At 41.5% G+C, this 26324-nt stretch carries 21 protein-coding genes, 4 tRNA genes and 2 rRNA genes; 2 read left to right on the top strand and 25 right to left on the bottom strand.

Annotation, left to right across the window (positions count from 1 at the left end; all coding sequences use genetic code 25):
* The first annotated feature begins 1 nt into the window (after position 1).
* A complete protein-coding gene (locus tag PHY14_04920) occupies positions 2-256 on the top strand; it encodes a GIY-YIG nuclease family protein (GenBank protein ID MDD2694227.1) in 255 nt (84 codons plus the stop codon).
* On the opposite strand, the gene PHY14_04915 is transcribed toward PHY14_04920, so the two are convergent.
* From PHY14_04915 to PHY14_04815, 21 genes are all read right to left on the bottom strand, one after another.
* On the bottom strand, positions 253-2364 hold the full coding sequence (locus tag PHY14_04915; GenBank protein MDD2694226.1) for an AAA family ATPase: 2112 nt from the start codon (positions 2362-2364) through the stop codon (positions 253-255). The genes PHY14_04920 and PHY14_04915 overlap by 4 nt on opposite strands.
* 88 nt (positions 2365-2452) lie before the next feature.
* A complete protein-coding gene (locus PHY14_04910; protein ID MDD2694225.1) occupies positions 2453-3367 on the bottom strand; it encodes an EamA family transporter in 915 nt (304 codons plus the stop codon).
* Between the two features lie 282 nt (positions 3368-3649).
* A complete protein-coding gene (locus PHY14_04905) occupies positions 3650-3979 on the bottom strand; it encodes a hypothetical protein (protein MDD2694224.1) in 330 nt (109 codons plus the stop codon).
* Positions 3980-4093: 114 nt separating this feature from the next.
* Entirely contained in the window at positions 4094-4684 is a 591-nt protein-coding gene (locus PHY14_04900) for a hypothetical protein (protein MDD2694223.1), read from the bottom strand.
* Between the two features lie 184 nt (positions 4685-4868).
* Positions 4869-6650, bottom strand: coding sequence for an aspartate--tRNA ligase (aspS, locus tag PHY14_04895; protein MDD2694222.1), 1782 nt, complete (start codon positions 6648-6650; stop codon positions 4869-4871).
* A gap of 23 nt (positions 6651-6673) precedes the next feature.
* Positions 6674-7186: an HIT family protein gene (locus PHY14_04890; GenBank protein ID MDD2694221.1), complete on the bottom strand. Its 513-nt coding sequence runs from the start codon at positions 7184-7186 to the stop codon at positions 6674-6676.
* A gap of 378 nt (positions 7187-7564) precedes the next feature.
* Entirely contained in the window at positions 7565-9790 is a 2226-nt protein-coding gene (locus tag PHY14_04885) for a beta-propeller domain-containing protein (protein ID MDD2694220.1), read from the bottom strand.
* A gap of 104 nt (positions 9791-9894) precedes the next feature.
* Positions 9895-11598 (bottom strand): CAP domain-containing protein, encoded by a 1704-nt coding sequence (locus PHY14_04880; protein ID MDD2694219.1) that lies wholly within the window; start codon positions 11596-11598, stop codon positions 9895-9897.
* Between the two features lie 9 nt (positions 11599-11607).
* Positions 11608-13344, bottom strand: a complete 1737-nt coding sequence (locus PHY14_04875) for a trypsin-like peptidase domain-containing protein (protein MDD2694218.1) — start codon at positions 13342-13344, stop codon at positions 11608-11610.
* 46 nt (positions 13345-13390) lie between these two features.
* On the bottom strand, positions 13391-15967 hold the full coding sequence (gene gyrA / locus PHY14_04870; GenBank protein MDD2694217.1) for a DNA gyrase subunit A: 2577 nt from the start codon (positions 15965-15967) through the stop codon (positions 13391-13393).
* Positions 15968-16326: 359 nt separating this feature from the next.
* Positions 16327-16770: a hypothetical protein gene (locus PHY14_04865; protein ID MDD2694216.1), complete on the bottom strand. Its 444-nt coding sequence runs from the start codon at positions 16768-16770 to the stop codon at positions 16327-16329.
* 9 nt (positions 16771-16779) lie between these two features.
* Positions 16780-17172 (bottom strand): hypothetical protein, encoded by a 393-nt coding sequence (locus tag PHY14_04860; GenBank protein MDD2694215.1) that lies wholly within the window; start codon positions 17170-17172, stop codon positions 16780-16782.
* Between the two features lie 83 nt (positions 17173-17255).
* A complete protein-coding gene (locus tag PHY14_04855; GenBank protein ID MDD2694214.1) occupies positions 17256-17507 on the bottom strand; it encodes a KH domain-containing protein in 252 nt (83 codons plus the stop codon).
* 51 nt (positions 17508-17558) lie between these two features.
* Positions 17559-17789, bottom strand: a complete 231-nt coding sequence (gene rpsP / locus PHY14_04850) for a 30S ribosomal protein S16 (protein ID MDD2694213.1) — start codon at positions 17787-17789, stop codon at positions 17559-17561.
* Positions 17790-17857: 68 nt separating this feature from the next.
* Entirely contained in the window at positions 17858-18055 is a 198-nt protein-coding gene (gene rpmB, locus PHY14_04845) for a 50S ribosomal protein L28 (GenBank protein ID MDD2694212.1), read from the bottom strand.
* 110 nt (positions 18056-18165) lie between these two features.
* A complete protein-coding gene (gene rpsJ / locus PHY14_04840; GenBank protein ID MDD2694211.1) occupies positions 18166-18498 on the bottom strand; it encodes a 30S ribosomal protein S10 in 333 nt (110 codons plus the stop codon).
* Positions 18499-18576: 78 nt separating this feature from the next.
* Positions 18577-19770: an elongation factor Tu gene (gene tuf / locus PHY14_04835; protein MDD2694210.1), complete on the bottom strand. Its 1194-nt coding sequence runs from the start codon at positions 19768-19770 to the stop codon at positions 18577-18579.
* A 242-nt stretch (positions 19771-20012) separates the two neighbouring features.
* Entirely contained in the window at positions 20013-20225 is a 213-nt protein-coding gene (locus PHY14_04830) for a hypothetical protein (protein ID MDD2694209.1), read from the bottom strand.
* A gap of 94 nt (positions 20226-20319) precedes the next feature.
* Positions 20320-20396 (bottom strand) — tRNA-Ala (locus PHY14_04825).
* Between the two features lie 100 nt (positions 20397-20496).
* Positions 20497-20573 (bottom strand) — tRNA-Asp (locus PHY14_04820).
* A gap of 160 nt (positions 20574-20733) precedes the next feature.
* Positions 20734-21663 (bottom strand): hypothetical protein, encoded by a 930-nt coding sequence (locus PHY14_04815; GenBank protein ID MDD2694208.1) that lies wholly within the window; start codon positions 21661-21663, stop codon positions 20734-20736.
* A gap of 100 nt (positions 21664-21763) precedes the next feature.
* Between PHY14_04815 and PHY14_04810 the strand changes: the two genes are divergently transcribed.
* A complete protein-coding gene (locus tag PHY14_04810; protein ID MDD2694207.1) occupies positions 21764-22450 on the top strand; it encodes an AfsA-related hotdog domain-containing protein in 687 nt (228 codons plus the stop codon).
* Positions 22451-22589: 139 nt separating this feature from the next.
* Here PHY14_04810 and PHY14_04805 read toward each other — a convergent pair.
* The 4 genes from PHY14_04805 to PHY14_04790 all read right to left on the bottom strand — a co-directional run bounded on the left by PHY14_04805 (position 22590) and on the right by PHY14_04790 (position 26018).
* Positions 22590-22666 (bottom strand) — tRNA-Val (locus PHY14_04805).
* Between the two features lie 11 nt (positions 22667-22677).
* Positions 22678-22754, bottom strand: a tRNA-Val gene (locus tag PHY14_04800).
* Positions 22755-22786: 32 nt separating this feature from the next.
* A 5S ribosomal RNA gene (gene rrf / locus PHY14_04795) occupies positions 22787-22901 on the bottom strand.
* Positions 22902-23058: 157 nt separating this feature from the next.
* Positions 23059-26018 (bottom strand): 23S ribosomal RNA (locus tag PHY14_04790).
* Positions 26019-26324: the final 306 nt, after the last annotated feature.

Here is a 26324-nt window from a genome sequence, read left to right as displayed (position 1 = left end):
CATGTATTTCACCTACATTCTCCGTTGCGCCGACGATACGCTCTATACTGGAATCACGACCGATATCGAACGGCGTGTTTTCGAACACAACCATACAGACAAGTGAGCAAAATACACGAAGATACGACGTCCTGTGAAGCTCGTTTATCAGGAACAATATGATTCCAGAAGTGAAGCGTCGAAACAGGAATATGCTATCAAACAGATGACAAAAAAAGAGAAGCTTCATATGATAGAAACTTCTCTTTCAGACTAATGATTTTTGTTAAATTCAAATATTCATTCATTTCCGATTTTCACGACGATTGCATCTCATTCTCCGATTTCTCCAACAAGGATTTTCTCAGAAAGCGGATTCACGATATATTCCGTGATAGCACGCTTGAGAGGACGAGCACCGAGTTCTGTATCATAGCCTACGCGAGCAATATAATCCACTACACTCTGATCCCAAACAGCCTTGATATTTTTGTGAACAAGTTGTTTTGCTACATGATCGAGCAAGAGAAGAACAATCTGATGAATATTTTCTTCATTCAGAGAATCATAGAGCACAATATCATCGATACGATTGAGAAATTCTATACGGAAGTATTTTCGAAGTTCCTCTTTGATTCTTTTCTCACGCTCTGTCAGATCAGGAATATCCGTGATAAATTGACTTCCAATATTTGAAGTCATGATGATAATCGTATTTTTCATATTCACCTTTCGTCCTTTCCCATCGGTAATCTGACCTTCATCGAGAATCTGGAGAAAAATATTCCAAACATCAGGATGCGCTTTTTCTACTTCATCGAGTAGGATAACCGAGTACGGATGACGTCGTACCGCTTCAGTGAGCTGACCACCCTCTTCATATCCGACATAACCCGGAGGTGCACCGATGAGTCGCGCGACACTGTGGGATTCCATATATTCACTCATATCGAGACGTATATAGGCATTCGGATCATTCCAGAGCGTATTACAGAGCGCTTTTGCGGTTTCTGTTTTTCCGACACCAGTCGGCCCAACGAAGAGAAATGAGCCAATAGGACGATGAGCGTCAGAGAGTCACACCTTTGATCGACGAAGTGCTTCTGCTACTTTCCGAAGTGCATCCTTTTGTCCGATGACAGATTGTCCGAGAATATCTTCTAGTCGAGTATATATACTTATCTCCGATTCGAGCAATTTCCCGACAGGAATTCCTGTCCATTTTCCCACGATTCATGCAACATCATCCGAACGAACCGTCTGATCGATTTTCACATTCTGTTCGAGATCTTCGAGTTCTTTTTTCTTCACAGGTAATAATCCATAGCGAATCTCTGCTACTTTATTATATTCTCCACTATAGGTATAATCATCTGCTTTCTTATCGAGTTCAGCGATTTCATCACGCAGGTGAGAAATACTTTCTCGTTCTTGTGTCGCAATTTTCCATTCTTGATCCAGGAGAGAAAATTGTTCTTTTTTGGCGGTCAACTCTTTCTCGAGCTCTTGAAGTCGACTCGTTTTTTCCTTCTCATTTCGAATAGCTTCTCGTTCAATCTCGAGAGATCGAATCTCTTTCTCGACCTTATCGAGTTCGACTGGACGTGAATATGCACGCATCTTCACACTCGAAGTTGCTTCATCGAGCAGATCGATTGCCTTATCTGGAAGCTTGCGATCACCAATATAGCGAATCGAGAGATCCACTGCAGACACAATAGCATCATCGCTGATCGTGATTCCATGAAATGTCTCATATCGTTCCTTCAGTCCGCGGAGAATCGCAAGGCTATCTTCGCGATTCGGTTCCTCAACAGGAACAGGCTGGAATCGGCGTTCGAGCGCCCCATCTTTCTCGATATACTTCCGATATTCAGCGAGTGTCGTTGCACCGATGACCTTGACTCGACCACGAGCGAGTGACGGCTTCAGGAGATTGCCTGCATCAGATGAACCTTCTCCCCCACCAGCACCGACGATTGTATGGAGCTCATCGATGAAGAGAATGATTTTCCCTTCGGATTTCTCTACCTCGTCTATCACTCACTTCAGTCGCTCCTCGAATTGTCCTCGATAACTCGCTCCCGCGATGAGCGATGTGAGATCAAGTGTTCGGATTTCTCGATCAAAAAGCATCTCTGGAACTTCTCTCGCGACAATCTTGCGAGCGATGCCCTCGACAATAGCAGTTTTTCCCACTCAGGGATCACCGACAAGGACAGGATTATTCTTGGACCGACGGGAAAGTATCTGAATTGTGCGATAAATCTCATCCTCACGACCAATTACAGGATCGATTTTCCCTTCTTTCGCAAGAGCAGTGAGATTGATTGTGTATTTCTCGAGCGGACTTCTATTATCTGATTCTTGGAATTGTGCTTGCATAGTTTTTCTTGGTTACAAAATAAATTAGCACTCAAATTATATACGTGCTAATTCTAAAATCAAGAGAATTTATAATTTTATGCACTTCCTAGGAAAAGAAATATATACACACTACTCAGGCAACAATAAAAATCGTGCCAATAATTTTCTGGACAGCATCCGACCGAGACCATTTCTCATGAAAAAACGAAGGAACAAACACACTCATTCCCCAGGATAGAAAAATCACAAACAACGTCTGTGTACTTGCGAGCGCATTCACGAGTGACACATTCCCCTGAGTAAATGCCATCGTATAGAGTACAAATGCCCAGATACCAACGCCTTCAGCAAGGATTCATCCGAAGATAAATTTTCTCGACATACGGCGTGTATCTCTCCATACAGCACCTCTGGATTTCTGAAATGCAAAAACCAAAGAAAATCCAATATAAAAAATCTGCTGGAGAAGAAATGCTGTCTCCAGATTGCTACGGATAATGACGAACTTGGTCAGAACGTACTGAAGATTGTAGCCGAGACTTGCCAGAAGTACTATGAAGAGTGCGATATTCAGAACCTTCTTTCGTGAAAATGACTGAATGAAAGATTTCTCCACCGAAAAAATCAATCCTCCACACACGAGCAAAAAAAGAGCAAGATATTGCCAAGAATGCGGAAGCTCTCCGAGAATAATAAAACCAAAGAAAATAGCCCAAAGAGGTCCGAGCTCATAGATTGGCATCACACTCGATGCATCACCGTACTGGAATGCTTGCATATAGAGAAATCCTGTCACTGCCGAGATAATTCCCACCAAGAGAGACCAATAGAGAATATTCGCATCAAAGACAAATAGAGGAAACCAATACACACCGAGCAATATGAGTGCTGGGATTTTCACGATATTCATAAAAAACAGGGCACTAATGGTGTTCTCTGTTTTATCCGATATCCGCTTGTCGAAGAGATTCTCGATAGCGAAGAAAAAAGATGCAATAAGGGTGAGGGTGATCCAAGTCATAATTTAATAATTTCAATATACTCGTTCATGGTTTCCAACATCAAGAAGGAGAATGTTTCATTCTCACCTTTCTCGAAAGATAATCCTCAAATCATCACTGATCGAAATAGATCGTATACGTGAATCTTCCTCACGAAGAGAATGATTCCGCAAGCTCTGATGAAATGGCATCATCATGTACATCTCAAGAGTCAAGAAAACCTCTTCCCGCTGAGAAGAGGTAAGGAGATTCATTCATTCTCGAAACTGAGAAGTTTGTTCGATTGGATTCTTTCCCATAACTTAGTTCTTATATGATGACCTCAGGGCATCAATAGACTCAAAACTTTCTGTACTGATTGCACCTGAATCCACCCGATTCGCGAGCTTCTGATAGTATGCCAGCTTTTCGTCAGATATTCGTGGCTCTATCTTGCCACCATTCTGGATAGTAGTATGGAGCGAAAAAGTGAGAAATGTCGAAAAATCCATATGATTCGCTCGTGCAAATTCTTCAGCACGCGCTTTGAGGTCTGAATCAAGACGGACAGTCGTGGTTATTTTTGATGACTTTGGTACCCGTCACTCGCGAGAACGAAGCAATCCAGGTTCCTGTTTTATTTGATTAGTCATATATTGAATTTACGATATATGGCAATTGTATATCAATATGATATAAAAGCAAGAAAAATCCCACTGAAATACATTGGAATTTTACAACTATTCATTGAAAATACTAAAGGAAATCTAAGAAAGTTGTGTATGTGGAGGGCGTGTATTTGGAAATATCTCTTCTTGATACAAATATGGATTGATAAGTTGCTCACGAGTAGTTACATTTCCAATATCAGAAAATGGTTTAGCTGGATTTTCAGGAGTAATAGTCCAAATCAGAGATCTGCCAACATATGGAATTATTTGATTTATATACTGCATCATCTTATAAGCAACCTCTTGTTGTCCATTATTTAAGTAATAATAACATGCAAATAAAACAGAGTTCACAAATCATTCTGGATTAACTACAAGAGTATCAGTAGTATGTTCAACATGTTTCCCTGTTTTCATATCCACAGATCCTGAAGAAAGTGGTTTATCACTAAATACTGAAACAATCTGTTGTATATCATCTTCTACAATATATGGAACAATGACCCCAATAAGTCACTCTTGAACATCTGTTGGTCCGCGAGGAGTAGTCAATATACGCGCTACCTGGAAAGGGAAAGTCTGGACATGATTTTCCAGAACGAGTTCCGAGTAATTAAAACCTGAAAGTGGATTTTCTAAATCGACTCAAAACTCTCGGAAGAAAGATGAAAACTGTGGTGATGACATAGTATATTTATTATAAATAATAAAATTAATTATATAAAATATGTGCCTTTGTCAATATTTCTTCTTTCTCATGGTGGAGTACTTCCAACAAAGCAGATTCTTCGTTTCTCAGAATGACAAAAAGGAACCTTATAATACAACAAGATTCCTTTCTTAATCATTTTTATCTAAAAACTTAGAAAAATTATTTACTCGCCTCCCTCACCTTAATATGAAGCTCGCGAAGTTGAATCTCATCGACTTCTGCAGGAGCATTCATCATCGCATCTTCTGCTTTTCCTGACTTCGGAAATGCATAGATCTCACGAATATTCGTCTCATCGCGGAGGATCATGAGGAGACGATCGAATCCGAATGCGAATCCACCATGTGGAGGAACACCGTATTGGAACGCGTTGTACATCGCACCGAACTTTTCCTTCACTTCCGCTTCTCACTTTCCGACGACATTGAACGCCTTCACGAGCGCTTCGATATTGTGGTTACGGATAGAACCAGAGAGGATCTCATAGCCGTTACACGCGAGGTCGTACTGCATACCATAGATAGAGAGCGGATCTGGATTCCCATCGAATGCAGACGCTCCACCATGAGGCATCGAGAACGGATTGTGTTCGAAGTCATAGGAACCGTCATCTTTCTGTTCATACATCGGAAAGTCTGTCACCCAACAGAAGGCAATATCTCCAGCATCGACGAGGTCGAATCGATCGCGACAAGCGATACGAACACCACCGAGGACTTTGCATATTGCCTTGTAGTCACCAGCACCGAAGAAAATCATATCTCCGACTTTTGGCGCGAGTTTTTGCGCGAGTGCTTCGAGCTCATTTCCGGTGAAGAACTTCAGGATCGGCGATTTTGGACCGTCAGTTTCATAGATGATATACGCAAGCCCTCCAGCTCCGAGAGATTTCGCTACTTCAGTGAGCGAGTCAATCTCCGAACGACTGAGAGTCTTCCCTTCGAGTTTCATCGCTTTCACGACTCCACCTTCAGCAACGGTTTTCGCGAAGAGAGAAAATCCAGAATCACGAAACTCCTCAGTGAAATCCTCGAAGTGCATATCGAATCGGATATCTGGTTTGTCGGAACCGTAGGTATTGATTGCTTCCTTGTGAGTGAGACGGCGAAATTTCTCATTTTCACCAAGATTGATGATTTTTTTATCCGTCAGAGTGTTGATGAGATTTTTCGCAAAAGGCTCAGCAACCGCGAATATATCTTCTTGTTCGACGAAGCTCATCTCACAATCTATCTGGTAGAACTCACATGAGTGACGATCTGCACGAGGGTCTTCATCACGGAAACATGGAGCAATCTGGAAGTATTTATCCACACCACCGACCATGAGAAGTTGCTTGTATTGCTGTGGAGCCTGAGGAAGTGCATAGAATTTTCCCTGGTGGAGACGTGATGGGATGAGATAGTCACGAGCCCCTTCTGGAGATGATACAGTGAAGATCGGAGTCTGGACTTCGAGGAATCCATTTTCTGTGAACCAATCGCGAGTGAACTTGTTCATCTCCGCGCGGAAGGCAATCTTGTCGAAAGTGCTCTTGCGGCGAAGGTCGAGATAGCGGTACTTGAGGCGAATATCTTCATTGGCTTCAGTATATTCTGTGACTTCGAACGGTGGAACTTCTGACTTCGATATCACCTCAGCATGAGTGATGATAACTTCGATATCACCCGTAGAGAGCTTATCATTCGTCTGACCTTCTGGACGTGCTCGTACGGTTCCTGTGAGCTTCACAACGTATTCTGAACGGAAAGTGTCTGCAACAGCATGTGCCTCAGAATTCTCAGTAGGATCATAGACGGTCTGGGTGATACCGTAGCGGTCGCGGAGATCGATGAAGATGAGTCCTCCGTGGTCGCGACGATTGGCTACCCAACCTGCGAGAGTGACAGTCTGTCCGATATGTGTTGCGTTCAGCTCGCCAGCGGTATGTGTGCGGTGCATAAGTAATAGTGGGTTAGTAATAGTTATTTATTGAAATTCCGGATTCCCATTGCAAGAGCATCTAGTATACTATCATTAGCACGTGGTCAATCATGGGAACTAATATGACCATCATATTTTTCGAAGAATTGCGATTCATTACTCAGAAATTGTCTCCATTCTCAAGTCTTCAAGTTTTCTGTTCCATGCATGGGAACCAATTTGATATGTGCATGATTGATTCCTGTTCACTCCATAATAAGCCCCACTCTACCAACATCTGGAAAATAGCTTTCAAGAATTTTTGCTACTTTCTTTGCCGCAAGAATAAACTCTTGCAGTAGATTATCAGGAAGAGCAAGGACATCACTTGGATAATGCTTCTTTGGGATAACAACCGTGAATCATTCTGTATTTGGAAATATTGAGAGAAATGCTATATAGTCATTATCTTCCCAAACAACCCTTGACTGAAGAGTAATATCAGATGCAATTTTACAAAAAATACACTCTCATTCAGGAGTATAGGATGTGTATTTTGGAGAGGCTGATTCCATAAAATAAAAAACACACAGAAATAAAGATTCTATGTGCTTCGGCTTTTCAAAATGCAAGATTCAAGATTAATGATTCAAGATATTTTGAATTTTTAATTTTGAATTTTTAATTTATCTAAGAGGTGCCACCGAGGCTGTACTTGATTTTATTTTGATGACGGAGCTTCTCGACTCCGCATGGTTCTAATTGTATCTGTCATTCCGTATTTATTACGGAATCTAGAGTCTCTGGATTCCTGCATTCGCAGGAATGACAAATTCGTTCTTCCATGAGCTCGCGGGTGTTGGCCGCTCAATCGCTTTTCGTGAATGCATAATATAGAAAGACTCATTGAAGTCAAGAAAAATCCCCACGAACGCTCGTGAGGATTCCTGAATCTATCGCATCATCGCTGGCATAATTCGATAATCTTGCTTCGAACTTCCAGTGAACGTGATTGTTGCTGTCGGTTTTGTTGGATTGGCGAAATTCCAAGACTTGATACCACTATTCGCGAGTGAATAGAAGTGCTCACCAATATAGAGAGCTCGAGTGACGAAATCATCACTGTAGTTCCAGATATTCGCAGCCAGATAACTCTCAACCGTCGAATCTGCGAAACAATACTGAGGAACATAGGAATACGTACTTGTACAATAGTCAGTGCCGTCGAGAAGCTTGCGACAGGTCTGAGATCCATTTCCAGAATACTTCGAACAATCATCTCTCCATTGTCTTTCGAGGTCTGTAGGAACTTGTATATGACTCACGCGAAATTTCTCGACAATACTATTTGGTACAATAGAGACTCCGATAAGTCCTTGGTATATCGACTTCATACGGTATGTGTCGACAGGATCATGTGCGCTAGTAGAAATCTGGGCTGGAAGCAGAAGAAGATTTTTTTCTTTGTAGTAAACGAATGCTCGAGGATTCGTAAGCACTTCTGAACTTGATCCATTATCCCCGAGAACCAGTGAACCCTCTTTTTTCGGATTCTTCACATCAGCGACATTGTAGAGATCGATCTTGAGCCCACCATTTTGAACTCCCCCGTTTTTGTTCGTGAAAGTATCATATCCAAGACCGATGAGGCGATCCTGATCATATGGATGAAGATAGGTCGAATATCCGGGCATCTTGAGCTCACCGAGAATCTTCGGAGCGGTTGGAGTCGAGAGGTCAATGACAAAGAGTGGATCAATCTGTTGGAAAGTCACAAGATAGAGACGATTCCCTATGAATCGAGCAGACTGGAAGTTCTCTCCTGGAGCAATTCCAGAAAGTGAACCAATTACTTTTCCTGTTGGATCTATCACAGAAAGTGTAGTACTATTTTTATTTTCTCCACTCGACCAAGAGTACAGTTGAGTCACGAGACGGAAATTCCCAGCCGCGTCTTCATCCATAGAGTACTGATTCATTGGATTTCCTGGAACTTTCGTAGTATACACATATTTCACTCCACCATTCTCGAGAGCATAGCGATGAATAAGTGTCGAACTCTCATATTGATATGCTGGCGCTATACATTTCGCGTTATTGCTACATTTCGCATCAGAGGAATTCGTCTGAGAAATAGTGGAAGTGATATAGAGTGACGTGCGACTCATATGAATCTGACTCACATCACCGAACAATATCTCACTCTTCATCTTCGTAGCAGGACTCATGATATCGAGCGAAGAGAGGGAAACGAATGCAGGAGTGAAATCAATATTCTGAAGTGTCTCATCATCCGGAAGAACAAACGTCACATCACTACACGAAGCGGCTGATGCCCGAATACTCTGAATAAAACGTCCAACCGGACCATTTGCACGAGCTTCTCTGATTTGTGGAACAACATTATTGAGGGCAAAATTTTTCTCTATTTCTCATTTCACTGCGTCGAATACAGAACTTCATGCAGAACTGGTCATATAGATAGGAGGTATGCGGAGATTCGTCGTCGAGAGAAAATAAAGAGTCGAACCAATGAGACGAGAATCAGTATAATTACCATCTATCTGATTATATCGTTCGAGCTTCGGAGCATCTGGAGATGACACATCATAGACAGCAACAATTGTCTTGGTTTCTGGAGCAAAAAAACGATACACATAATAATATGGACTATTCTCTGTATACTTTTGTCCTACGAGTATGAGCTTGTTATTCGAGAGATACATCTCAACCGAAGCAAAAGATGAAGGCAAAGAAATCGTCTTCATGAGAGTGAGGTCACTTGCACGGACGATAGAGACATCAGCGCGAGTCTGAGAATAGGTATAAATATATTGCCCATCAGTCTTCACTACATCCGCTTCATCGACTCCCGCGACTTGGATATTGGTGGTCGAGAATGGGTCAGTCGAAGCTCACGCATCACTCGCAGTTTCCTGCTGTACAACGTTCGCAGTCGGAGCAATGATAGATTTAGCTATATCAAACATAATTCCTCCTCGAGCGTACATCGGATACCAATAGCGATCTTGATAGCGTTCCATTACTTTTATGAGACTATCCTCGAGTGCAGAACAAGATTCGAATTTCTGCACGACGAACTTTGGTTCTGGTGCAGCATGAGTCGAGGCAACAAGAGAAAACAACAATACTGGGAGAAGCAAATATGTGTGTTTCATAAGAAATATTTAAAGATACTTAAAGTATACTGTTTTTCTCACGAGTGCAAGAAAAAAGTACCACCATACAAGATGACGATACTCATAAGAAAAGGTGACAAAAATTATTCTCCAATAATCTCAACCAAATAGGTCTTATCTCCATTGCGAACATATCCAATTCCTATTTTCGTATATGTCGGAACGAGCATGGCGAAACGGTGACTGCCTGATTCCTCGAGTCCATCCTGAAGAACAACATCCCAGATTTTCCCTTCACCATAGGCAATATTCTCACGAAATTCTCCGACAATATTGAGCCCGAGTTTCGCCACAAGAGCATTCACATAGTTCCCATCTGGGTCTTGATGTCCATAATAATTCCGCGTTACCATATCTTGGGCCTTCGCTTGAGCCAGTTGCATATATTCATCATCCACCACGAGCAGATTTCTTCCGAGTGCTGCACGGATCTTATTGATCTGATTCACGATGAAATTCGTTACAGATTGTGTATCTTTCGGTGCCATAGAAGCGCGTTCTGGAGTATATGGTTCGAGAATATTCCAGACAGATCATCGAGTAATCGGCAGATTGAAGTAGGCAATTCCATCCTCTTTCACCGTTTCGATAAGATATGTTCACTCATCCAGAGTCGGAAGTGTCACAGAAATAGTTTTTCCAGAAAGAAGATATCCATCCTCTCCAACCGAGGAAACAGGAAATTCAAGTTCACGGACATCTCCATCAGGAAGAGTCAAATAATACGTACTACGAATTTTTGGTGTTGCAGGAACTCGAAAACGAAGATTCGTAAATTGCCTATATTGGCGAAGACTTGCGAGATTTTGTCATTCCTTCTCATGTGTACGATCCAGGAGAACTGTGCCAGAAAAGAGTGAAGCAATAGAAGCAGTTCGATCTAGAGATCCTCCAGAACTTGTTGTATATCCTTCTATTTTGACCGTTGCCTTGCCAGTACGGTACTGCGGAAGTGAATCAAACAAAAAACGTGTACCAGAAGTTTGGTATGTTTTTGTATCTTGATTCATCTCGAGATTTCCCCAGAGTCCGCTCGCAAGAGCGATGCTCGGAATACCGTCAATCTGTTCCACACGAGGAAAAAGACGAACATTTGTTTCAGGGAGAACATCAGACGTGTAGAATGTATCACGAGAAATGAGGGTAATATATCCAATATTTCGTGTCTCGAAGCTATTTCCACTCGCGATAACGAGACTATATTTTCCAGGAGTTTTTGGGAGTGTGAGCCGCGCTCGGAATATTTTCCCTGATTCTACAGAAAAAAGTTTCGTCAATTCTTCTTTTGTATCTTCATTTTGGAGAAAAACAATAACATTCGATTTCCCGTTCAGAACCTTACCAGAAAATTCAACACCATCCCCTGCAAAATACACAGTCGGAGTATCTGCATCCAACTGAATACCTAGAGAACGAAAGAGAAATGAATTCAGTGAATCAAGTGTATCTACCTGAATTCCTGATACTCGTCCCGCAGACACGGGTGCAAAGAGAGAAAATACTTTCTTCGTAAGATCGAGAATATTCGGGTAACGCGTACAATTCGGACGATCATTCACACGAACTACCGTACCAGTGCCCGTCGAGAAAACATAAATACTTTTTCCGAGTGGAATATCACATGTAGCTGCTGTGAATCCAGATTGAGTAAATATTTCTCCATTCGAAGTAGAACCTCCTTCAAAAGCATCAGAATAATATGTGGTATCCTTCGAAAGTGTCGTACCAAAAGCTGCGGAAGAAAGTGCAAATGCTATGAGAAAAGTAAATATTCGTAGTATTTTCATAAAATGAGGTTATGGGAATGCTTCTTCTCCAGGAAGATTCATTTGTGAGAAAAATTGAGCAATCATCTGTACATGATCGAGAGATCCGTCACGAAATGTTTTTGACCAACTCCACACATAATACGATGAACCTATTTTATATGGATAAAAAACATTTATCACTGTATTTTTTGTTTCCGGAACAGTAGACATCTTGTACGAAAAAATCATTTTCTTTTTGTTTTTCGAAAGCAATGTCTGTACTTTTGTATTATCTATATTAGTTGCGAATTGTTGCAATAGTGAATCAAACGTCAAACTACCTGTATATGCATCGACTGTATAAAAAGGTTTCGTGAAATAATCATTTCGGGAATCGTATTTTTCTGAACGAATCTGTGCCTCGATACTTCGCGTCGGATTCAATAAGAATTCGAGACTTACTTTCTTGGTTCCATCCGTATCTATATAGAATGTTGACCGAACAGAATCCAGAATATCAGAAACACTAAAGTATGGATTGCTCTGATCTACTGGAAGGCTATATGCATTTCGGAATTTCGCAGATTGTATAATTTTCTCTGCTTTCTGAACCAGAACATTATCCTGAGAAGTATGAGTAGAGTATATTTGTGCATAACACGCATCATAATTCTTGTAATACCAAGTATCTGTGAATTCTTGGGAACCATCATTTCTAGGTACTTTTGGAGCCACATGAACATGATAGAATTCATTATTTTTTCATACCGTAGCACCTGTGAGAATATAATCAGGAGAATCCAATTGAGTTGAATCGAGCGTCATAGCATCTATTTCATATCCATAGTGCTTTCCTGCATCTTTCGTACAAGCAATATAGAGAGAGACTCTTCCATAATTATCATTGAACAACCACGAAAATAAACCACTTCCTGAATCAGAAACAGTATTCGCAAGATGAAATCCAGAATTCTTGGGATTAAATATTTCGAGTCCTCATCATCGGATATATTGTGCCCTTTGCATTTGTATATGGTTTTGGGAAAGGAATCTCTCAAAATTCAAATTCGATTGTTTTTGCACTATCGTGTATCCAAGAGTTTTTTCTGTGAGAAACTCATCGATAACTTTGCGAGAAATCATGTAGCCGATAACACCATTATCTGAACTGACTGCATAAGGAATACCTATGAGATTCCCTTCATCGTCAAATGCTCCACCTCAAGAGTTTCCATGATCAATACTTGCATCAATCTTATATACAGGATTCTGATAGCCTGCTATTTTTCCTTCTGTTCGAGTAATAGTCTCACCTCCGATAGTCGGATATCCGTAGATAACAACCGTTTGTCAGATAGAAATGGGTTTTTGTATATTTGATTCGAGATGGACAGGCACAGATGAGAAATCCACGCTCGGTTCAAGCAAAGCAAGATCCGCGACAGGATCATAGGCAAGCAATCGTGCCGTTCTATTACACTTAGGAGCCGACTGATAATCATCAGAAGTACATATCTCATAGAGTCATGTCGGTTTTTCCCCGTCTGAATCCAGAATCACATGAGCATTTGTGATGATGCGATTCTTCGCTATAACAACAGCGCTTCCATAATACGCCAATACATAGCTCTGAGACTGTTCATTATAGGTATATGTTTGAAGCTTTACGACTTGCCCCATGAGTGATTTCTCACTCGAAGCATCCAGTGATGGAATAGCAGAAAAAAAGGCAAGTCCCGAAAGTGCAATGAAAGCAAAGAAGTATCGTCAGATTTTTACAAACATAAGAAAAAAAGAGGAATCCGAGCGATGTACTCGGATTCATGAAAATTTATTCAGCAACTTGGACTTCCACGGAATCCTCATCTTCATTTCCCTCAGATTTGTCGACCACCGTAGCACTCGTGAAGGCATCATGAGAGTTCTTGAGTTTCGCCAGAATCACTCCCTGAGTCGTACGACCAGTAATGCGAACATCCGCAAGAGGAACTCGAACCGTCTGTCCATCTTTCGATATGAGTATTACACTTCCTTCTGATTTTTGAGATTCATTGAGTGTGAATGCTCCGATAATTTGTCCTGTCTTTTCTGTTGTTGCACCAACTTTCACACCACTTCCTCCTCGTCCTTGTTCACGATAATCTTCGAGGGAAGAAATTTTTCCCATACCATTCTCAGAAACTGTGAAGACATATTTTGCATCCTTTCCGGCAACACATCCTTCGATGAGTGAATCGGTGTTCGCAATCTTCATACCACGAACTCCTGCTGCTGCACGACCCATGACACGAACATCAGTCTCAGCAAACTGGATAGCTTTTCCACCACGAGATACCATGAGGATATTATCAGTTCCATCTGTGACACGGACCCAACGAAGCATATCATCATCATGTGGCTTCATAACGATAAGTCCACTCGCACGAATATTTGCAATTTCGCTCATATCGATACGTTTTACGACTCATTTCGCACTGATAAGGAAAAGATGTTTCCCCACAGTGTTCGTGAAATCAAGAATTGCAGAAATACTTTCATCCTTCGCGAGGGAAAGGAATTGTACAATTGGTTGCCCCTTTGCAGTACGCTGCATCTCAGGAATCTCATAGGCAGGAAGACGGAAGACTCGACCAGTGTTTGTAAAGAACAGAAGTGTATTATGATTCTTGGTCGAGAGGATACTTGCGATCTCATCTTCATCTTTCACAGCGGTTGTAATTCCCTTCCCACCACGACGTTGAGCACGGAAGCTCGATGATTTCACACGCTTGATGTATCCATTTTTCGAAAAAGCAACCACCACTTCTTCATTCGGAATTGTGTCAGTCGGATTGAATTCCCCAACAGCACCAGCATGAACTTCAGTGCGACGAGCATCTCCATATTTCTCCTTGAGTTCGAGAAGTTCATCTCCAATAATTTTCTTCACACGAACAGGATTCGCGAGAATATCCTTCAGATCAGCGATGAGAATAATCTTCTCTGCGAGTTCATCTTCGATTTTCTTTCGTTCCAGACCAGCGAGACGCTGAAGTTGCATCTCCATGATAGCCGTTGCCTGTTTCTCTGAGAGTCCAAAATTCTCCATGAGAGCACTATGTGCTTCTTCCTTCGTTTTGGATCCACGAATAGTGCGAATCACTGCATCGATATTATCGAGAGCAATCTTGAGACCTTCGAGAATATGAGCACGAGCTTCAGCAACCGCAAGATCATAACGAGTACGACGAACAACCACTTCATCACGATGCGCGATGAATTCCACGAGCATTTCTTTCAAGTTAAAGAGACGTGGCTGAAGTCCTCGATTCGTGAGTGCAATCATATTGAATGAGAAGCTCGTCTGAAGTGATGTGAGCTTGTAGAGTTGATTCAGTATTTTCTTCGGGAAAGCATCGCGCTTGAGTTCTATCACCACACGAATTCCCTCCTTGTTCGACTCATCGCGAATATCCGCAACACCGACAATAATCTTCTCCATAACGAGATCGGCAATCTTTTCGACGAATTCTTTCTTGTTGAGCTGATATGGAACTTCCGTGATTACGATAGATTCACGACCATTCTTCCCTTCCTCGATATTCACACGACCACGAAGGACGATAGAACCACGTCCACGAGCATATGCTTCGAGAATATCTTTCTTGTTGTAGATAATTCCACCAGTAGGAAAATCAGGACCATGAATGAAATTCATCAAATCTTCGATCGTGATATTCTCAGGATTCTCATGTCCAAGAATATATGTCAGAGCATCGATAATCTCCCCGAGATTATGTGGAGGAATATTGGTTGCCATGCCCACCGCAATACCCATAACTCCATTCAGAAGGAGATTTGGGATACGCGCAGGAAGCACCATAGGTTCTTCAGTACTTGCATCATAGTTCGCTTTCCAATCAACCGTATTTTTCTCGATATCCATAAGCATCAGTTCACCAAGCTTATCCATCTTCACTTCCGTATAACGCATCGCAGCAGCACCGTCACCATCCATAGAACCGAAGTTTCCTTGGCCGTCTACGAGTGGATAGCGCAGAGAAAAATCCTGAGCCATACGAACCATAGCCTCATACACAGAAGAATCACCATGTGGATGATATTTACCGAGAACATCTCAGACGACACGAGCGGATTTTCGGTATTTTCCTGTCGCACGAACACCACCTTCATACATCGCATAGAGAACGCGACGATGCACTGGCTTGAGTCCATCACGAATATCAGGAAGCGCACGAGAAACAATAACACTCATCGCATAGTCGAGATAGCACGTCTCCATTTCTTCGACGATATTACGATTCGAATCTCCATCATAATTCATACCCTGAAGAACAGCGGGAGCTACTACTTTTTCTCCTTCATCCGAAGAAGAATCAAGCTCAATATTTTCTGGAGTTTCTGACATAGAAAAGAGTTTTTAGGATTAGTATTTAAGATTAGATAAGTTATTTTTTGATCACCATCCCAACTTTTACCCCGAAGTACCCCTGAAGACCTGGAACATCTCATTGGTTTCTAGGAATTAGGGGCGGAAGTAGGTTCTGTACATTTGTAGCAAAAACGTGATGCGCATTCCTATTAGCAATACGAGGAGGACATCATGGTCATGTTACCACTCCAACTTCTGGTCATTCTGGGACTCTATTTCCTGAATTTTTTGCCATAATTTTGAATTATTAATTTTGAATTTTTAACTAAAAGAAATCCCCACCAGTATATAAAAAAGTGGGGAGAAAGCAATCAATTTTCGTGAATAAATTTGGCTTACAAATCAGTAAAATCAGCACCGACGGAAGCATCAGAAGAAACGCTAAAATCTGAATTACTTGAACCACCGAAAACCGTATTGGCAATATTTTTCATACTGGCAAAAACTCGATTTGGTGCAAGATAATCTTGGATACCACTCAGTCCCATGAATTCTACGATTTTTGGTGCAACGAAAAGAGAAATGACGATAACAATCAGTCCAATGACAGAATAGCGAATACTGTTAATAGCTGGCTTTACTTTTTCATCCTTTCCACCAGAAAGAATCAACATCACTCATCACCAGACGATAAAGAGAACCGCACAGAGAACAGCTACAAAAACAACGATTGCTACACCAGTTGTGATCATTTCACCAGCAGAATAGTTACTCCCAACATCAGCGAGTGTTCCATTTGCTGCATTCACAGATTCGATACCAAAAGAAAAAACTGCCATAAAAAAAGATTATAAATCGGTAAAATCACTTCCAATTGACGTGTTCGATGAATCATCAGCAAAACTATTCGAACTCGAAATGCCTCCGCCAAATATATTCGACGAAACTTCTTGAATCGTTGCAAAAATATTACTCGGACGAATAACATCCGGATACTCTAACCCGATAATACGAGCAATCTGCGGAGCTACGAACAGAACCAACATAAGAATAACGACACCAATGGCAGCATGACGAATATGATTCACGGCTGGTTTCACTTTTTCTTCTTTTCCTCCTGATGTAATCAAGAGAACTCCTCACCAAATACTATATAATACAGCAAGAATAACAGAACCAACTACAACGGCTGCTACTGCATACTTTAGAATTTCTTCGAATGTGAATAGTTGATTGAACATAGGAACGTATGGATACTAAAGGGATAGTATAAAAAACTCTGAAAAAGTAAAGTATTTTTGAAAGAAAATAAGAAAAAAGCCAACTATTCGATTGGCTTGTCCTCAAGGATACGAAGATTCACTCGTTCTCCTTTCTTGGAGCCAAAAACGCGAAGAACCGTGCGGATAGAATCTATAGTTTTCCCTCCGCGACCAATGATAGAACCCATATCCGCTTGGTCAACCTTGAGTGTGACGAGTGTTCCGAGTTCGTCATGTTGCTCAGTGATCTCGATAGCTTCTTTCTTCTCGACCAGAGATTCGACAATCAAACGAAGAAATGCTTGAGCTTCCATAATAAGAAATATATAAAGAATAAAAAACCGCCGAAGCGGTAATGTATAGAATTATTTTGACTGAGAAGCGACAATCTTCGCAAGGGTCTCAGAGTATTGTGCACCATTCTTGATATAAGAATTGGCAGTATCAAAATCCATCTCAAGAGCCTTTGTATGTGGATCGTAAGAACCAAGAACCTTGATAAATCCATGCTTCGCACTCTGCTTGTGTTCTGTGAGAACAACGCGAAATTTTGCGACATGTTTACGACCTACGCGGGAAAGACGAATCTTGAGCATAATTTTAAATTTAGAATTTTAAATTGTTGAGAATTTGGTGAGAAAGAATACCGAGTATTCCATAAGGATTAAAGAATTCCTTTCTTCTTCAGAGTCTTGATAGCTTTCGCTGAAAGTCTCAATCGAAGAGTAAGTCCTGTTGCAGGATCTTTGATATTTCTCCAAAAGAGATTCGGATAGAAATGACGCTTAGTATGACGGCAAGAGTGAGAAACATTGTTTCCGACTCCAGTTCTTTTTCCAGTAAGTTGACAGACGCGAGACATAAGAATTTAGTTATGAGAGATAAGATATGAGAGATAAGATATGAGATATTGTCTATACTGATGGTAATTCATCTTATAGTTCATATCTTATAACTTATATCTATTGAAGACTACATTACCTTGATTTCTACTCCGACTCCGGCAGGAATATTCACTGATTGGAGAAGTTCAAGAGTTTTTGGAGTAGGATCCATGACATCGATAAGACGTTTGTGACGACGAATCTCGAACTGTTCACGAGCATTCTTATTGACGAATGTAGAACGGTTGAGGGTAATTTTTTCGATTTTTGTTGGGAGTGGAACTGGTCCAACAACGATTGCACCGCTATCTTTTGCAGTTGTAACAATCTTTGATACAGCTTCGTCAACGAGCTTGTGTTCGAAGGCCTTAACAGTAATACGAATTTTTCCGAGAGCACTCGAAGTCTTTTTGGCAGTCATGGATTTTAAGGAATGAGGAAGTAAAATGCTCATGACTCACAGGAAATTACTTTCCTATGAGCACATGAAGATTCTTGATTAAGCAATAACTTTGGCAACAACTCCAGAACCAACAGTACGACCACCTTCACGAATCGCGAAGCGAAGACCTTGATCCATAGCGATTGGAGCACCGAGAGTGATAGTCATCTGAATATTATCACCAGGCATAACCATCTCAACTCCTGCAGGAAGTTCGATAGAACCAGTTACATCAGTCGTACGGAAGTAGAACTGAGGCTTGTAACCCTGAAAGAATGGAGTATGACGTCCACCTTCATCCTTAGTCAGTACGTATACCTCTGCTTCGAATTTGGTATGAGGCTTGATAGATCCTGGCTTTGCGAGAACTTGTCCACGTTCAACATCAGTACGTTCGATACCACGGAGAAGAAGACCTGCGTTATCACCAGCTTGACCTTGATCAAGAAGCTTGTGGAACATTTCGATACCAGTAACAGTAGTAGTTTGAGTATCTCTAATACCGAGAATTTCGATATTGTCACCAACCTTGATAACACCCTGTTCGATTTTTCCAGTAACTACAGTACCACGACCCTTGATTGAGAATACATCTTCAACTGGCATAAGGAATGGCTTGTCGAGTGCACGCTCAGGAACTGGAACGTAAGATTCGATAGCTTCAAAAAGTTCAACAACAGCTTTCGCACCGTATGGTTTGTCCATATCAGTAGGATTTTCGAGAGCAACGAGACCAGAACCACGGATAACTGGAAGATCATCTCCAGGAAATTCGTACTTAGAAAGAAGTTCGCGGATTTCCATTTCAACGAGATCAAGCATTTCTGCATCATCAACCATATCACACTTGTTCATCCATACAACGATGTAAGGAACACCAACCTGGCGAGCAAGAAGGATATGTTCACGAGTCTGAGCCATAGGTCCGTCAGTAGCAGCTACTACGAGAATCGCAGCATCCATCTGAGCAGCACCAGTAATCATGTTCTTCACGTAGTCAGCATGTCCAGGACAGTCAACGTGTGCGTAGTGACGACTAGCAGTCTGATACTCAACGTGAGCAGTATTAATAGTAATACCACGTGCCTTTTCTTCTGGAGCACCGTCGATTTCGTCGTATTTCTTAGTTTCACCACCGAACTTCTGAGCGAGAACAAATGTAAACGCAGCAGTAGAAGTAGTTTTACCATGATCCACGTGACCAATGGTACCAATATTCATATGTGGTTTTGATCTGTCGTATGTAGACATATAAAAAAAGAATAAAAATTAAAAGCCTAAAGATTGTATAGAAAACGGCGGAAAAGCAAATTTTATTTTTTAGTTTTTCGCATCTTTTTATTGATACGAGTTACTGCCTTCTTGAGTTTCTTGTGAGCATAAGTAGTGAGACGTGGCATAAGAGAAAAATTATGAGTTATGAGATATGAGTTATGAGATATGAGTTATGAGATATGAGATATTTTGGAATCTCATATCTTATCTCTTATAGTTTATATCTTATTAACATTAATAGAATACTTTTTGAATTTCGCAAGAACGATTTTCATAGCATTCTGAAGCCAGAGAGTTTCACCTTCTACAGCAATACGCTTCTGGAGGTGCTTGTAATGCTTGATAGCATGAGCGAGTTTTCCACCAGAATATACACCCTTGCGTTTAACAGAGTATACCATGTTGTGTGGACGTTTATTGCGGAGTCACATAGTGATTCAAGATTAATAATTAAAAATTCAAAATTTTGTACAAGAATCATATTCAATTATGAATCTTGAATTTTGAATCTTGAATTTTTGGAAATGGTGGAGCCTAAGGGAGTCGAACCCTTGACCTCCTGCGTGCAAAACAGGCGCTCTAGCCAACTGAGCTAAGGCCCCGAAAGAAATTCAAAGTTAAAAATTAAGAATTAAAAATGATTCGGGAACATCTTTAATTTTGAATTATTAATTTTTAATTGTTTTGCAAAGCAAAACGAAGTGGCGGTGCTGACGAGGCTCGAACTCGCGACCTCCGCCGTGACAGGGCGGCGCTCTAACCAACTGAGCTACAGCACCAAAAGGTGTTTATTGGATGAGGTGAGAAAATCTCGTACCCCGTGTCACACATTCGAATAGGTAATGTGTACAGAACCTGTATCGAAATGCGAGCGGAGTATATATACGTTTTCCGAAAATGCAAATATTTTTTCGAAAAAATATCACTCCGCTTTCTCATCTAAAGAAACATAGTTTTATGTGTGTATTTTTTGAGGGCGATAGCTGCGGAAAAAATACTCAACAGAAGTATAATTCAGAGTTCACTGGACAAAAGAAATAAAAGTGAATCAAAGAAGTATACAACGGTGGATTCAAAAACAGAAAGTGAACCTTCCAGTGCAGAAAAATCAAGAGAAGAACGAAAAACGAGAAAAACACCAGCAACAATAGCCACTGCTCCAACTCCATAGAAAATCGCCTGAAGTAGGAATTGTCCATACGTGAACGAAGAACGTCCACCAACAAGCTCGATAATCTCGATCTCTTCCCTATGGAAGAAAATAGAGTTACTAATTACGTTATACATGATCGTCGCCACCGTGAAGGCAAAAAGGCCAAGGAGTGCAAAAACACCATATTCAAAAATACGAAGCGATGTCACTATAGTTGTGATACGTTTGAATTGGCTTTTGTAATCCAGAAGCTTCTTCCCGAGAATATCCTCATCATAGTGAAACAAATCCCGATGTTCGAGGATATAGTTATTGAACTCATCATAGCGATCGAGCGGAATTCCCGATATAGAAAGGGAATCAGGAAATGGATTCTCGCCTGATCACTCGATGATACTGATAAGATCAGGATAGAGTGTCTTATTGCGAGCATAGGCTTCATCTTTCGAAATCGGAGTCACCACAATCCCTGAAAAGGTCGAACGAAGTCCATCGATCATAACCTGAGATTTCAAACTATCGAGCTCATAACCACTCTGATAGTTGATGGTGAACTTGATTTTCGACTGAACATCCGTGATGAAGTTCTCTGATACAAACAGAACAAAAATCAAGATATTCACAAAGAAAAGAAGAAGCCCGATGACGAAAATCGACGAAAGCGAGAGAAATGGGTTTCGTATGATGTTTTTGAGGGCGTACTTGAGGATGCGCATGGAAAGAAACTTAGAGAACAATATGGAAGGATTATATGGAAAAACTAGAAAAAGCGAGGGGAAAAATTTGACAAGTAATTATTTGTATTATAATAAATATATGTCAGAAAAAGAACCACTGGAACATATCCCCAGTTTAACAGCAACATTATGAGTATTTAAACGTGTAGCTAGCACACTTAAGGGAGTAAGCAATAACATTCCTTGTATAGATGATAGAAGTTTTTTGGACCATCATAGTAGAACTCATTGAACTTCTCTGGAACCAGTTCGAGTACATAAAACACGACCAGAAAATGTTATTATATGAATACCTTTTCGGCAGTGAAATAATTGGAGAGTAATGCTTAATACGAACAAATCATGAGAAAATCTATATGAGGATCCTCCATTACCAATTATTGAAGGGACATATCTAATAGAGGCTTGTAATCAGTTATGAAGCTATGTGCTTGATGAGTTTATGCCATTATTCAAAGTCTGTAAACTACTTGGAATGGAGAAGTTTATGTTAAGTAAAAGTATCCTCAAATGACAGAAAAAAATATCTCTTGAACTATGAAATATAGAATATGAAACGAAGATGTGAATGACTTTATGAAGATATCGAGTACTCATTATAAATTGAACTGAAGTGATTTGATGCATTACATATAACTTCTCTATACAAGATTATACACGAGCAGATTATGAAACAGATATAACCAGGAGGAATGAAGGAGGAATAAATCTATATCAATTGGAAAGAATAAAGAAATATGAAGAACTAAAAAATCCCTCCGAGTAAGGAAGAGATTTATGATATTTATATGGTGCGATATAGGATTTCCGACTCGCTTTCGCTCGCTGGATAAACTTCTCATCCTATATCCAGAAAGAAAGTATTAAAAAATACCTTACTCACGTAAGATATTTTTGGATTTTTATGGTGGGCGATATAGGATTCGAACCTATGACCCTCTGCGTGTAAAACAGATGCTCTAACCAACTGAGCTAATCGCCCAGACAACAGTCTGGTGGATCATACTAGACTCGAACTAGTGACCTCTTGCATGTCGAGCAAGCGCTCTAACCAACTGAGCTAATGATCCTTAGAAATTATTCGAAAAATTTCTCCTCAAGGTCTTGGCATGTATCTACTCTCCCACGTGAAGCCACGAAGTACCATCGACGCGGTGGAGCTTAACTTCTGTGTTCGGAATGGGAACAGGTGTACCCTCCACGCCATACACACCAAGACTCTGAGGAGAAATTATTGAAAATCAAGTAATTTCACCACTCATAATATATGACATATAATTTTAAATTGAGACATTTTTTACTATTTCCAACAAATATTGCTTCAAACTTCCATTCATACCAACAAGCATAAAGCTCGAGTAAGAATAAAAAGCATATATAAATACCGTTCGTGCTATTAGTAATGCTCGGCTACACACATTTCTGTGCTTCGACCTACATCCTATCAACCTCGTAGTCTCCGAGGGCACTTATGATCCTTACAGACCTGAGATACCTTATCTTTGAGTTGGCTTCCCACTTAGATGCTTTCAGTGGTTATCCATTCCGAATTTAGCTACTCGGCGGTGCCATTGTATGACAGCCGATCCACCAGGGATTCGTCCATTCCGGTCCTCTCGTACTAGGAACAGATCTCATCAAGTATCTAAACGCTCACAGCAGATAGGGGCCAAACTGTCTCACGACGTTTTGAACCCAGCTCGCGTACCGCTTTAAATGGCGAACAGCCATACCCTTGGGAGCTTCTCCACCCCCAGGATGCGACGAGCCGACATCGAGGTGCCAAACTGCGTCGTCGATGTGAACTCTTGGACGCAATCAGCCTGTTATCCCTAGAGTAACTTTTATCCGTTGAGCGACACCACTCCCACATGTTGGTGCCGGATCACTTTCACCGACTTTCGTCTCTGATCGACTTGTAGGTCTCTCAGTCAAGCAGGCTTGTGCGAATACACGACCAGTCCGATTTCCATCCGGACCTAGCCTACCTTTGTGCGCCTCCGTTACGTTTTAGGAGGCAACCGCCCCAGTTAAACTCCCCACCAAGCACGGTCCCCACATTGAGTGGGTTAGAGGCATACGTACAGAAGGGTGGTATCTCAACAACGACTCCGATAGGACTAGCGTCCCACCATCACAGTCTCCCACCTATCCTGCACAACTATACGTACGACTCAGTGCCAAGCTAGAGTAAAGCTTCATAGGGTCTTTCCGTCTTGCTGCGAGTAATCGGCATTTTTACCGATATTGCAATTTCACCGGGCCTAAGCTTGAGACAGTGTCCAGACCGTTATGCCGTTCGTGCGGGTCGGAACTTACCCGACAAGGAATTTCGCTACCTTAGGACCGTTATAGTTACGGCCGTCGTTCACCAGGACTTAAGTTCAGAGCTTGCACCCCTCCCCGTAATCTTCTGGCACCGGACAGGCATCACCCCCTATACTTCCGCTTGCGCGTTTGCAGAGAGCTGTGTTTTTGGTAAACAGTCGCCTGGATTCGTTAGCTGCGGCCTTCTCGTAAAATACGAGTGAGGCAGGTCTTATCCCGAAGTTACGACCGCTTTTTTGCAGAGTTCCTTAAGCTTAGTTATCCCGTCCACCTTAGTGTACTCACACCCGCCCACGAGTGTTCGATTTCGGTACGGTTATTTATGATCGTCCCAGAGTGGCTTTTCTCGGCACCCTTGTATCGTAGGACATACACTTCATACTACCGAAGTAGCACTCCATGCATGAATCGAATCTCTCCTGTATTGTTACGGGGATTTGCCTCCGTAACCAGAAGATCAACTCTTCGCGGATATCCATGACCGCGTCCGATACTTATGATGCGTCCCCACATAGGTGATAACCTTTCATAAATAGTTCAGGAATATTAACCTGATATCCATCGGGTAGCGCCTTTCGGCTGCCCCTTAGGACCGACTCACCCTGCCACGACTGACGTAGGACAGGAAACCTTGGGCATTCGGTGTGAAGGGTTTTCACCTTCATTACGTTACTCATACCAACATTTGCACTTCCTATACCTCCACGAAACCTCACGGTTTCGCTTCACAGGCGTAAGGAACGCTCCGCTACCGCTCACAATAAATGTGAACTTCCGTCTTCGGTGTATGGCTTTAGCCCCGCTGAATTTTCGGCGCGAGATCACTCGACCAGTGAGCTATTACGCACTCTTTGAATGAGTGGCTGCTTCTAAGCCAACATCCTGGTTGTCTCAGTAATCTCACATCCTTTTCCCCTGAGCCATAACTTGGGGACCTTAGACAGGAATCTGGGCTGTTTCCCTTTTGACAATGGCGCTTATCCGTCACTGTCCGACTCCCATAAATTACATACAGAGTATTCGAAGTTTATCAAGGTTTGCTAAGCCGGGATAGGCCCGCTAGCCTTATCAGAGCCCTACCCCTCTGTATTACAATATGGGGCTATACCTAAATATATTTCGCGGAGAACCAGCTATCTCCCGGTTCGATTAGCTTTTCACTCCTACTCACACGTCATCCAGTAGACTTGCAGCTCTAATTGGTTCGGGCCTCCAGTAGGTTGTACCCCACCTTCACCCTGCGCATGAGTAGCTCACACGGGTTTCGGGTTTAGTATATGTGACTATGTCGCCCTATTCAGACTTGGTTTCCCTTCGGCTTCGGATATAACTTCCTTAACCTTGCCACATATAACTAACTCGTTGGTTCCTTCTCCAAAAGGCACGCCGTCACACCCGAAGGTGCTCCGACTCTTTGAAGGCACAAAGTTTCAGGTTCTATTTCACTCCCCTCCCGGGGTTCTTTTAACCTTTCCTTCACAGTACTTGTTCACTATCGATCTCATACACTCTTTAGTCTTGGAACGTGGTCGTCCCGAATTCACACCGGATTTCACGTGTCCGATGCTACTTACGAATATATCGCAACCGCCTACCTTCTATTTCGGATACAGGATTATTACCTTCTATGAATGGCATTTCCAGAACATTTTCCTGTAGAGAGTAGTGGAGTGTCAGATCTTGACAGAATCTGTGGATACATCGTGTAACTCCTATAATGCAACGCCTGTCAGCTTGACACATTATAAGTTTAGACTGTTCCCGTTTCGCTCGTCACTACTCAGGGAATCTCGATTGATTTCTTTTCCCAGCTTACTAAGATATTTCAATTCGGCTGGTGTCCTTCCATTTTTGGATTACGTAGATAACTACGTAGGGTTCCCCCATTCGGAAATCTTGGAGTAATAACGCGTCGTAGCAGCTCCTCCAAGCTTATCGCAGCTTTGTACGTCCTTCTTCGGATGTATGAGTCAAGGCATCCACTTTGTGCCGTACGTATATTTATACGTGGAGATTTATCACATAAATGTGAATAAACCGTTTTATGATGCTTTTTGTTCTCGTTCATTTTGGTATGAATATTGTTCACCGTTTGTACACACTGTTTTCAATTGCTTGAAAACGGTGGTTAGAATTTTTTTTAAAAAAAGATTTTTAGATGATAACATTCTTTGCTAACACACTTTAAGTCATTCGACTCATTGTGCGCTTTGCTTTGAATCACAGTTGTTAAAGATCAATATCTGATCCACATCTCACTCAACAGAAGATAAGCATAATTCCTTTCAAGGATTCTCTTGATAAAGAGATAG

The organism is Candidatus Gracilibacteria bacterium (assembly GCA_028687475.1).
Lineage (GTDB): Bacteria > Patescibacteriota > Gracilibacteria > BD1-5 > UBA2023 > STC-74.
The sequence above is the reverse complement of the archived record's forward strand: the minus strand, read 5'-3'. Positions and strand labels throughout refer to the sequence as shown.